The sequence below is a fragment of the Rhizobium anhuiense genome (assembly GCF_003985145.1).
In the GTDB taxonomy this organism is placed as follows: domain Bacteria; phylum Pseudomonadota; class Alphaproteobacteria; order Rhizobiales; family Rhizobiaceae; genus Rhizobium; species Rhizobium anhuiense.
The window spans coordinates 19,824-31,086 of the sequence record NZ_ML133522.1 but is presented as its reverse complement, the minus strand read 5'-3'; the positions used below and the strand labels follow the sequence as shown (position 1 = coordinate 31,086).

9 protein-coding genes are annotated in these 11,263 nt (G+C 57.3%); 3 read left to right on the top strand and 6 right to left on the bottom strand.

Annotation, left to right across the window (positions count from 1 at the left end; translation table 11 throughout):
• Positions 1-89: 89 nt before the first annotated feature.
• Positions 90-797: a calcium-binding lectin RapA2 gene (gene rapA2, locus EEQ99_RS06230; RefSeq protein ID WP_047611531.1), complete on the top strand. Its 708-nt coding sequence runs from the start codon at positions 90-92 to the stop codon at positions 795-797.
• Positions 798-916: 119 nt separating this feature from the next.
• On the opposite strand, the gene EEQ99_RS06225 is transcribed toward rapA2, so the two are convergent.
• From EEQ99_RS06225 to EEQ99_RS06205, 5 genes are all read right to left on the bottom strand, one after another.
• The gene (locus EEQ99_RS06225) at positions 917-1,621 is read right to left on the bottom strand and encodes a hypothetical protein (RefSeq protein ID WP_063474428.1); all 705 of its coding nucleotides are present in this window, start codon (positions 1,619-1,621) and stop codon (positions 917-919) included.
• Positions 1,621-3,897: a polysaccharide biosynthesis tyrosine autokinase gene (locus tag EEQ99_RS06220; protein WP_047611534.1), complete on the bottom strand. Its 2,277-nt coding sequence runs from the start codon at positions 3,895-3,897 to the stop codon at positions 1,621-1,623. Before EEQ99_RS06220 ends, EEQ99_RS06225 begins: the two co-directional genes overlap by 1 nt.
• 51 nt (positions 3,898-3,948) lie before the next feature.
• A complete protein-coding gene (locus EEQ99_RS06215; protein ID WP_082008782.1) occupies positions 3,949-4,677 on the bottom strand; it encodes a sugar transporter in 729 nt (242 codons plus the stop codon).
• A 73-nt stretch (positions 4,678-4,750) separates the two neighbouring features.
• Positions 4,751-5,962 (bottom strand): SLBB domain-containing protein, encoded by a 1,212-nt coding sequence (locus EEQ99_RS06210; RefSeq protein ID WP_047611536.1) that lies wholly within the window; start codon positions 5,960-5,962, stop codon positions 4,751-4,753.
• A gap of 289 nt (positions 5,963-6,251) precedes the next feature.
• Entirely contained in the window at positions 6,252-7,676 is a 1,425-nt protein-coding gene (locus EEQ99_RS06205; RefSeq protein ID WP_097594188.1) for an O-antigen ligase family protein, read from the bottom strand.
• Positions 7,677-7,985: 309 nt separating this feature from the next.
• On the opposite strand from EEQ99_RS06205, the gene EEQ99_RS06200 reads away from it, so the two are divergent.
• Both EEQ99_RS06200 and EEQ99_RS06195 read left to right on the top strand, forming a co-directional pair.
• Positions 7,986-8,585, top strand: a complete 600-nt coding sequence (locus EEQ99_RS06200; protein ID WP_029867831.1) for a transglutaminase-like cysteine peptidase — start codon at positions 7,986-7,988, stop codon at positions 8,583-8,585.
• A gap of 267 nt (positions 8,586-8,852) precedes the next feature.
• Positions 8,853-10,181, top strand: coding sequence for a UDP-glucose dehydrogenase family protein (locus EEQ99_RS06195; protein WP_097594187.1), 1,329 nt, complete (start codon positions 8,853-8,855; stop codon positions 10,179-10,181).
• A 223-nt stretch (positions 10,182-10,404) separates the two neighbouring features.
• Here EEQ99_RS06195 and EEQ99_RS06190 read toward each other — a convergent pair whose 3' ends face one another.
• Entirely contained in the window at positions 10,405-11,196 is a 792-nt protein-coding gene (locus EEQ99_RS06190; protein ID WP_029868398.1) for a metallophosphoesterase, read from the bottom strand.
• Positions 11,197-11,263: the final 67 nt, after the last annotated feature.

Sequence of the window (11,263 nt, the reverse complement as noted above, 5' to 3'; positions counted from 1 at the left end):
CTTGACTCTCTGTATTAAGATATCCTTAATCGAGCCGCTCGCTAAAGGTCAGAATTGACCAGTGAAGAACAATTCAAGGAGAGACATTAATGGCCATTCATGCAACCGATGATACTGCAACATTCTTGGAAACTGACGCCATCTCGGGGAATTTGCTTGCCAACGATACCTCCGACGGCAACCTGTTCCTTCGCTTCTTCGACCAGCAAAGCGTTGGCGCCAAGCAAGGCAACAGCCAGGTCACCGAAATCCAGGGCGACTACGGCACCTTCTTCGTCAAGCCGGACGGCAGCTACACCTATGTCCTGAGCGACGCTGCCAAGGTCAACTTCACCAATGGTGAACTGCTTCAGGAGAAGGTCTCCTACAAGATTTCCGACGGAGCAGGTCATACCGACGTCGGCCTGTTTACCCTGAATATTCAGGGCGTAACCCAGGTGAAGCCGATCGCCGTCGACGACCACTACAGCTTCAACGAAGGCAGCGCCATCGGCGGCAACGTTCTGGACAACGACATTGCCGGCGACAATGGTCATCTCTTTCTTCGCCAGTTTGCCGGCACGAACGTTAGCGGCAGCCCGAGCGCAACGACTGACGTCGCCGGCACCTATGGCACGTTCCATGTCAAGGCGGACGGCAGCTTCACTTATGATCTGGCTGCAGATATCGCCCCCGGCGATCACGTCACGGAAACCATCCAGTATTACAAGATCTCCGACGGCGAAGGCCACACCGATGTCGGCGTTCTGACGCTGAATATCACGGGCACGGATTTTGTTTCGGGCGTCAGCGTCTGATCGTCAATAAAGCAATCCAATGAGCAACGCCCCCCTAAGCGGCGGGCGTTGCTGCCCGTAAACACTTGGTCCAAAGCCGACGTGCATCTGGAACTGTTCTCGGAAAAACTGCCGGCGGATTACTTGCGGCAGCGTTGCCGAAATCGCGCTGTCGCTCCATTACCGACGGCTGCCCAGGTTCGATCGAAGACAGGGCGGAGTTGCGGGCTGATCTCTTTTATGGTGGCGTTGACCCGGCAACGATCGCCCCGTTTCAGCATCGTCATAAGATCGCTATCGAGGGCACTCTTTGCCGCCAAAAGCGTCGCATCGGTAAAATCGTTCCAGAAATAGAACCGGGTTAGAATCATCGACTCGTCGTGAGGCGCGAGAGCGACCGAACGCTTCATCATTCCCGCAAGCGAAAGCGGCTCTTCGGCGATGATCGACTGCACGGCCGCAAGACGAAGCCAAAAATTGCTGTTCGTCGGCATGCACGAAAGCGCATACCGCAGGTATCGGTCCGCACTCGACGCCGCAGCGGCCCAGGCGTCGTAGTTGACATTAACGTTCTGGCGGTCAAGTTGCGCCAGAACAAGGGTCACGCCAGCAGCCACAATGTCGGATCGGCAGTAATGCTCGTCAACCACCTCGGCACTGCGTGACGCATATCTGGTCACGACATCGTCACTTACGGTGTCGCCGTGCTCGATCCTTTCGGCGACGATCGAGATGCTGGCCGTTCTGATCGAAGCGTAGAGCTCCCGACCGGCCAGCATCACAAAGACGACGGTGACGATGATGAAAGCGATCCTGCTGACCGAAACGAACTGACTGCGGATCATCAGCTTTCGGTATAGTATCGCGAATAACGCTTATAATAATATTCGCTCGAACCGAATGTCCGGTAAAGTTTCATCTGCGACGGGTCGACCTTGGTCAATATGGTGCCGACGCACTTCGCGTAGAGTTCCGGCTCGGACAGCAGGGTCGACTGCACGACCTTGCGCGACGTCTTGCCCCACTCGATAACGAAAACCACCGCATCGAGCTTCGAATTGATTGCGCGCGCATCCACAACCGGCGCGAGGGGTGGAAGGTCAACGATAATATAGTCGAAGCTTTGACGCGCCGTTTCAAGAAGCTGATCCATGCCGCGTGACGCAAGCAGTTCCGACGAGTGCGGAACACGATACCGTGCCACCGTCGGCAAAAATGCAAGCTTAGTTTTCGGATCGAGAAGGATCAGATCCTTGAGCGGACGACCATCGACGATCGCCTCGAGCAAGCCGGCCTCGGCATGGCGGCCGATCGCCCGGGTGGCGCCGGGATTGCGCATGTCGCCATCGATAAGCAAGCAACGCGCACCCTGCATTGCCAGAAGCTTGGCAAAATTGATGGATGTCGTCGACTTACCCTCGCCGGGCAAGCTCGACACGACGCCGATGACCTTGCAGCGCTGATCGGCTGCACTGAGGTCGATGGCAATCTTGGCGCTTCGAAGCGTCTCGGCAAATGCCGAAAGCGGATGCTCCTCGACATAGGTCGTGGTCTTCCCGCCCCTGGCGATGCTGCGTGGATTGCTGGGATCAACGAGCGTCGGATCCTCGACGTTATTTTCAACCAGCGGCATGACGCCGAGAGACTCGACGTCGAGGACCTCGCGGACATCATCGCCGGTGCGGAAGAACCGATCCCGGAATTCGCGGAAAGCGCCTATGCCGCTTCCGACTGCACATCCCAGGAACATCGCAAAAGCGACGACCAGGGCGCGCTTCGGAGCACTCGGCTTCGTCGGGGTCTCCGCCGTCGTGATGATGCGTGCGGCGGTGATCGGAAAGCTCTGCTGCTGAATGGCTTCCTGGTAACGCGTCAGGAAGCTCTGGTAGAGGTTCTTGTAGGTATCGCGCGTACGCTCGAGTTCGCGAAGCTGCACCTGCGTTTCGCCGGCGCTTGCGGCAATGCCCGTCGCCTGTGTCACACTGTCGCGCAAGGAATTTTCGCGCGATTTCGCGACCTGCAGTTCGCTTTGGTAGCTCTCGGCGATGCGGTTCAACTCATCGAACATGAGCCGTTTATATTCTTCCATTTCCGCACGAAGCCGAACAGCCTGGACGTGATCGGGACCGAGCCGCGCTTCAATTTCGGTCTCGAGCTTGGAAGCCTCCAGATATTTCTTGCGCAGGTCGTTCGAAATCGAGCTGTCGAGCACATCCGTGACGATCGCATCGGTCTGCTTGGCATCGATGATCGACTTGACGCGGGCATATTTCGCCTCGGCCTTTGCCGTCTCGGCCTGTGCATTGATCAATTGAGTGTTGATCTCGGAAAGCTGCTGCTCGCTGATCAGTGTACCGGAGCCGGCCTCGACAAGCCCATGCTCGCTGCGGAATTTCTGAACCGCAAGGTCGGTGTCCAGCGCTTGCTGACGCAGCTCTTCGATACGCTCCTGCAGCCACTCGCCGGCCCGGCGTGTCGCCTCATATTTCGAATTGAGCTTGTCAACCAGATAGACGTCGGCGATGGCAGCCGCGATATCACGCGCCAGATCCGGCGACTGCGAGGTATAGCTGACATCGAGCACATAGGATTTGCCCACGCGTTCGACATCGATATTGCCTGCGACGGTCTCCGCAGCGCTTCGCCGCTTCATTTCCGGATCGGGTGCGACGACTGCGTCATCGGCAAACCATGACCGGAAATTCACAAAGGATTTCAGCGTCGAGACGGAAAAAAGCGAGCTTTTCGGCGCCATGAACACCGGATTGTCGACGAGTTTCAGTTTGTCGACGACGGCATAGGCGATCGTGTCGGACTTCAACAACTCGACCTGACTGAGGACAGTCCCTTCGTCATCGTCCATCTGACCGAAAGCGGCCAGCTGGTTGATCACCTGGTTGTCGCTGCGGTCGATCAGCACGCTTGTATCGGCAGTGTAGACCGGCACCGAGGTCAGCACATAGACAATGCCGAGAATGGCGAAGGCGAAACCACACGCCGCAACCATCCGCCACTGTCGGCGGGCAATTGCGATGAGCTTATCGAAATCGATGAAGTCAGCTTCGTTTCCGGTATCGCGGGAGGGGTCGATACGTGGCGTAAGTTTATCTGGCGATAGCAATTTCGATCTCCAACAAAGGCGTCAAGCGCTAAGATCTAAGGGCAATTCCAGCTATTGTATGACCGGCACACTCTGACTCGTCGACTGCGTCGTATCGGTAGACGACTGCCCTCCCGAGCCTGTGCTAACGATTATAGTCGCGGTCGTAGTCGTTGTCGTTGAACTCGAATCCGAGTCCGAGCCGGCATTCGAAACCTGCAGCGTACCGGCAGTCGTCGCGGCACCCTCGAAGGGCGTGCCATCATCGGCACCCGGCCCCGTCCGGCCGATCGACCCATTGTTGCCGATGCCAGATGCGGCGGCTGCCGCACTTCCACCCGGGCCGAGCGCCGCGGTTCCACCTTCGGCGAGAACCTTCGCAAAAGCGGCAAGGAGCGGCGCAAGATTTGGATCAGCGCTCGCCGCCTCGGCGACGGCCTTTTCGATGGCCAGCTTGAATTGCGGATCCGTTACCTGGCAGCTGTTTGCGGCCCTCCCAAGACCGGCACCGATAGCAGCCATCTGTGCGGCATCGGCCTTCTTGGCCTGCTCGATCACCGGCGACAGCGCGTCATTGCTGCTCCCTACCAGCGCGCGGACGTGCGACGACAGAACCAGCGGATCGGACATTTCAAGGAGAGCGGCGGGGTTGGCTGTAAATCCACTGATATCGACGGAACTCAGATTTGAAAGCCGCACGCAAGCTGCCGCAAAAGCGCTTGAGTTCATGCCGACAACCGTGGTGACGACAATTCCGCTATACGCAAGCTTACGATAAACACCTGACCTTGCCACAACCATCGTCCTTCATCAAATCGCTATATAGGCCGCCGGCATTGATCATTGGTGATCGATGCCGGCCCGCCTATTTCAATCAATTTCCAAGATCTTGTACGGCGTTACGGGTATCATTCGCATCGTCGGCCACTCCGGAAACAGTGGACGATACCGAGTTTACGATGTCAAGGAACTTGACCAGTTCAACAGAGGCCGAATTGGAAATATAGATAATATCCTTGTCTTCCATCTTGAATTGCTGAGCAGCAAATAAGGTGGCCGGATCACGAAGGTTGGCTCGAACTATCACCGGAACCGTTTCACCCGCAAATCTCGTCGTGTCCACATGCATCGCCTGAACCGTTTTCTTGGGGACAAGGCGATAAAGCATGACCTGGGCCGGATCCGCGCGGTCGTCACGCAGGCCGCCCGCCTTCGCGATAGCCTCGCCAAGGGTCAGGTCGGATTCTTCGAAATCGAAGCGCCCGCTGGTACCTGCGGCACCCAGCGCAAGGAATGTGCGACGCTCATGATCGATCGAGATCGTATCATCCGGTGCGACGTAGATGTTTTCCGCCGGGTTCTTCAAGAGCGTGTTGTAGGCGACGGTCGCGATCTTGCCGCGGCGCTGCAGCGTCACATTCGTTTCGATATTGTTGGTCGTCAAACCGCCTGCGGCGGAAATGACATCGAGAACGCGCTCACCGGCCGGGCTGATCTCGATGCGCTGGGGATTGTTGACATCACCGAGCACAGCCACCTGGCTGGAGCGGCTCGTCGTCGTCGTAATGACCACCTGCGGCTCGATCGCGCGGCTCGCCAGGCGATCCTCGACATCCTGCTCCACGGTCTCCTTGAGGCGGCCGGCAGCCGGAACCCTGCCCGCATAGGGAATTGTGATCGTTCCGTTTCTATCGATAGTCTGGCTCGGCAGAGAGATGTAGTTGCCGGGTCGGCTGCCGGCATCGGACGGAATGAAGAGACCGCCGGACTGAGCTTCGAAGATGGCGACCTCAACGACGTCACCGTACCCAAGCGGAATTTCGGGCGCCCCGCCTCGACCGCCGCCAAAGCCCTTGAAGGAAGTTGGCTGGGGAGAAGTAAAATACGGGAGAACGTTCTTGCTGAGATCAATCAGGGCGTAGTCGATACCGACGCGACGCTCCTTCGTTGTCACTTTCACTGCCGCATCCCGATCAACATCTTTGTGATCAGGACCGGATCTTGGCAACGAGGTGCAGCTTGCCAATATAGTCGTTAGCGCTACAACAATGGCGACGCGTGTACTACCGATACGAGAACAACCCATAGAATAACCTGTGTTGACGCCCCTGAAGCTACTGCCCCGCAATCTGACAAAATACAAGACGATCCCCGATCAATAACACTGAAAGCCGATTAACATTCCCCTAACTGTGGCAGGCTGGCAACGCCGAGCCCCTTAGAAAGCGAAAAACGACTTCGGTCCGACTTTTCTGGCGTCGCAACAATCCGAAGGCTGCCCCCGCTATAAAATTTCTTGGGTTTCAGAGTCAACCGTTCGCACCTGCACAATCGATCTTTTCCGAAAATCTTATTAAAATCCATCCATTTAAACTTTAAGTGGTTAACGGCCGCTCATATGCCATGTCCGCGTCTCCATTGTTGCGCCCGAGACTTATCGCGACAACCGCACTGAGAAAGGCCGAATAAAACACGGCGAAACCCGGTATCTGCAGCGAGAAATCGACCGCTGCATGAAGGGCGACCAAAACCGTCCCCGCCAGGCCAAGAAGAACATAATGCCTGAGGCGCCGCCTTTGGGCGAACCCGCGCCAGAAAACTTTGGCAAGGACCGAGAAGGCAAGGATCGCCGCTATCGGGAACAATATTCCGAGGCCCAGAAATCCTTCCAGATAGAAATTGTGTGCGCGGTCGAAGATGCCGAAAATCCCGCAGGCCGGATCGCGGTAGGCGGAAAACACGGTCCGGAAGGTTCCGAGCCCCGTCCCCGTCAACCAATGGTCCGAAACGGCACGCAATATGCCCGGCAGGATACAGAACCGATCATCATCCTCGAGCCGCCGCTCTTGCGCACGCAAAATCGCCTGGCCTGCAAACATCGCCAAGAGCACCACGACGAAACCAATCGCCGAAAGGATTTTCAGCATCGAACGCCATTTTGGCGCCGGTTTCAGATGACGCCTCGATCCGCGCCAATTGAGAACAAGCCATGGAAAATAGATGAGGGCGGCAACAAAGGTGGCAAATATCCCGGCGCGTGAGCGGCTCAGCATCAGCGCGGTGAAGCATGCGCATAAGAGCAGGATGTAGATCCACGATCTCAAGAGAAGCGCGTTTCGGCCCGGTTCGCCGGGCGGATAGTTCGAATAGGCACGGACAACGTCCCGGACCAGGGTCAGCATGAGCAGCGTTCCAAGCCCGAGGAAGGTCGCAGCGGTATTGCGGTTGACGAAGACCGCGGTCAGGCTGTCGAGATAGGCGTGTTTGTCCACGACGATCAGGATGTTGGGAAACAGCGAAAACTGCAACAGACCGAAAACAGCGATGATGCCTGCCGAAAGCCCGAGGCCGGAGAGCACTTTGCGCGCGCGCTGATCTGTATCGCATAACAGAAGCCCGGTCAGGAACGTGACGAAAGGCAGCGCGACCCAGAGGGTCGACGCGAGCGTATCGGCCGGTTCGACCGAGATCGCCGCATACTGGACATCTGCCAGGTCCCGGGCAGCATTCCAGGCAGGATTTGCCAGCCAATCGGAAGGCAGCTCGATGGTCTGGACGAAGGTCCACCCCGTCAGCACGACAAGCAAAAGCAAAGCGACACTGAAAACCCATCGGCTTTGTCGCGGCTCTCCGAACAGCAGTGCTGAAATGATGGCAAGCGCAAAGATTGCGATCGCGGCGAAGGCGAAGGGAAAGGGCGTGACGCTGCCGAACGGAATGAGTGTCAGTATAACCAGGCTAATAAAGGCGGAGAGAAGAACCTCTCGCAAGACCGGCCTGTTGATCAGATTGGACAGCATCAGAGTTTATTTACCAAAGCAAACGCGATCAAAAGCCGTGAGGCAACCGCTGCGATCATTTATTCATGCTAATTTAAGTTGCAGATCAAGCGCTTGAATGTTAAGGTCTGACAGAAATCCATATCGTTTAAAATTGTCGCGAAAGGTTTAAACCAATCGAGACAAGCCCCGGCTATGCTCCTTCAAGCAGCAGGAACGGGACAGACGTTCTGCAGCCAATACTTGGCAGATCACTAAATCGCCATGCCATTGACTGAGACAAAAGGCAAGCCTGATCTCAATCGGTTGCCCGTAACGGGGATTTAAGAGATGAAGAAAACAGTCGTTACACTTCTGGCACTGGCCTTTACAGCCGGCAATGCATGCTCGGCATTTGCCGCCGGTCCCGCAGGATTTGCCCGCGGTCTGACCGATAGTTCGTCGGTCAGCTATATCTCGGAAAAAGACAAGATCATTCCGCCTTTCGCCCAGGTGCTGTTCTGCGCCCAGAACCCGGCCGAATGCCGCGACAACAATGGCTTGGCAGTCATTGCGCTGACGGACAAGCAAATGCTGCAACTGAAGGGTGTCAACACCGCCGTCAATCGTACGATGATCGGCCGGAACGACTCCCGCAGCGAACTGAATGGCGACGTCTGGAAAGTGAATGTGCGCAGCGGCGACTGCGAAGATTTCGCATTGACCAAACGCAGCCGCCTGATAGCGATGGGCTGGTCATCGCGCGCGTTGCGGATCGCGACCGCATATACGCCCTCCGGTGAAGGACATGCGGTCCTCGTCGTCAGAACCGACAAGGGCGATCTCGTCCTCGACAACAGGAAAAGCACCATCAAGAACTGGCGCGAGACCGACCTGCGCTGGGACAAGATTCAATCGGGAACAGACCCCTACGTCTGGTACCGGCTGTAGCAGCCGAGCAACGACACAGACCGATTGATCCTGTTTCCGGATTGAAGTCGAGCCGCTCTGACGAGCGGCTCGACTTGTCATATCTTCCACATAAACCTATGTTTTGGCTGTCGACGGGGTAGCCGGCAGCAAGCTGCGATGCCCGGAGTTCGATGTCCGATGTGGGTACCAAGGCGATCTTCGGTATTGTCTTTTCGTCCAGATTAACTAAGACGAACTCATGCTGCGACGCAGCATGACGTTCTACTCTAATGATTTGAGGGAATTATGCGCATCACGATGATTGGATCAGGCTATGTCGGCCTCGTTTCAGGCGTTTGCTTTGCGGATTTCGGCCACGACGTCATCTGCGTCGACAAGGATCTGAGCAAGATCGAAGCCCTTCGCGAAGGGCGCATTCCGATCTACGAACCGGGTCTGGAGCAACTGGTCGCCGAAAATACCAGCACCGGCCGGCTGTCGTTTTCGACGGATGTCGGCGAAAGCGTCCGCAGCGCCGACGTCGTGTTCATCGCAGTCGGCACGCCGTCCCGGCGCGGCGATGGCCACGCGGATCTCTCCTATGTGTACGCCGCAGCGCGCGAGATTGCCACCTACGTGGAAGGCTTCACCGTTATCGTCACCAAGTCGACGGTTCCGGTCGGCACGGGAGACGAAGTCGAACGCATCATGCGCGAAACCAACCCTGCGGCGGATGTCGCCGTGGTTTCCAATCCCGAATTCCTGCGCGAAGGCGCGGCGATCGAAGATTTCAAGCGCCCTGACCGCATTGTCGTCGGGCTGAACGACGATCGGGCGCGTGAAACCATGACTGAGGTCTATCGTCCGCTTTATCTCAATCAGGCTCCCCTGGTCTTCACCACCCGCCGCACCTCGGAACTGATCAAATATGCAGCCAATGCATTTCTCGCGATGAAGATCACCTTCATCAACGAGATCGCCGATCTCTGCGAACGGGTCGACGCAAACGTCCAGGACGTCTCGCGCGGCATCGGTCTCGATGGCCGTATCGGCGCCAAGTTCCTGCATGCCGGCCCGGGTTACGGTGGCTCCTGCTTCCCCAAGGATACGCTTGCCCTTGCCAAGACGGCGCAGGATTACGACGCGCCGGTCCGGCTGATCGAGACGACGATCTCGATCAACGACAACCGCAAGCGGGCGATGGGACGCAAAGTCATCTCGGCCGTCGGCGGAGACATTCGCGGCAAGAAGGTCGCGATTCTCGGCCTGACCTTCAAGCCGAACACCGACGACATGCGCGACAGCCCGGCGATCGCAATCATCCAGACCCTGCAGGATGCCGGGGCCCAGGTGGTCGGCTACGATCCCGAGGGCATGGAGAATGCCCGCAAGGTGATCGAGAACATCGAATATGCAAGTGGCCCTTACGAAGCGGCGGCCGGCGCGGATGCGCTTGTCATCGTCACCGAATGGAACCAGTTCCGCGCGCTCGATTTCAATCGCCTGAAGCAGTCGATGCGCGCTCCGATCCTGGTCGATCTGCGCAATATCTACCGCAGTGACGAGGTCCGCAAATACGGCTTCACCTATACCGGTATCGGCACCAATCTCTACCAGGACGTGACCCACTCCTGAAATAGATGAACATCTGATCGTCCTGACGCCGCGGAGCATAGCCCGCGGCGTTTGCTTTTAGAGCGTGATGTCGAAACAGTGTAAGCGGTTTTCGGCCGACACCGGGCTCGTCGATTTAGAGCGCCGTGCGTCCTTTTCGGACGCACAAAGGACGCTCTAACACGTTGAACCTGCGCATCATTCTTTCCGAAAATCGATTCCGATTTTCGGAAAGCATGATGCGCTAGAGGATCCCGACCCGCGTCCCCTTTATCGTCAGCACGGTCAGCCGGCCCGTCGCCGAAACCGCGGTGTCGATGCCGATGCGTTGCGGACCGAATGTCGGGGTTCGCGCCGGGGTATGGCCGTGAATCACGAGGACAGGAAGCTGCGGCCCTTCCTCCAGGAAGGGCTGACGGATCCACATGAGGTCGCTGTCCTTTTGCTTCTTGAGGTCGATGCCCGGCTTGATGCCCGCATGGACAAAGAGGACCCTTCCCATCCGCAGCATGATCGGCAGCGATTCCAGGAATTCGATATGCCGTTCGGGAATCATGTTCCGAATGACGCGGGCAATCGTTTCGCTTCCGGCCGCCGACTGCAGCAGATGCTCGATATCGATACCGTATGAGTGCAACGTCTCCGTTCCGGCAAAGCCGAGCCATTCGAGAATGCGCGCCGGTTTGCGATAGAGCTGCACCAGTTCCGAATCGTGATTGCCGCACAGGACGAACCGCTGAAATCCCGGCGGGGGGCTCTTGCTCAGGAACTCCAGCACAGCACTCGAATCAGGCCCGCGATCGACATAGTCGCCGAGCATGACGATGAGTTTCGGTCCCGGAATGCGGGCGGCGTCCGCCTCGATGCGGCGATGCGCCTCGACAAGCTCATTGTAACATCCGTGAACATCGCTCATCGCGTAGACCGCAGCGAATTCGCCTTCGGCAAACGTCAGCCGAGCGCGTCTATTACGGTTGCCAGCCAGTCTCGGTATCTGTTGTCGCCACGGCCCTAGATAGTTAAACATGTAACCCATTTATGAGACCCGACCGGATGACGGGCTGTCGGAAATAATCCATCTCTTGTCCATCGCTGCAACGGCA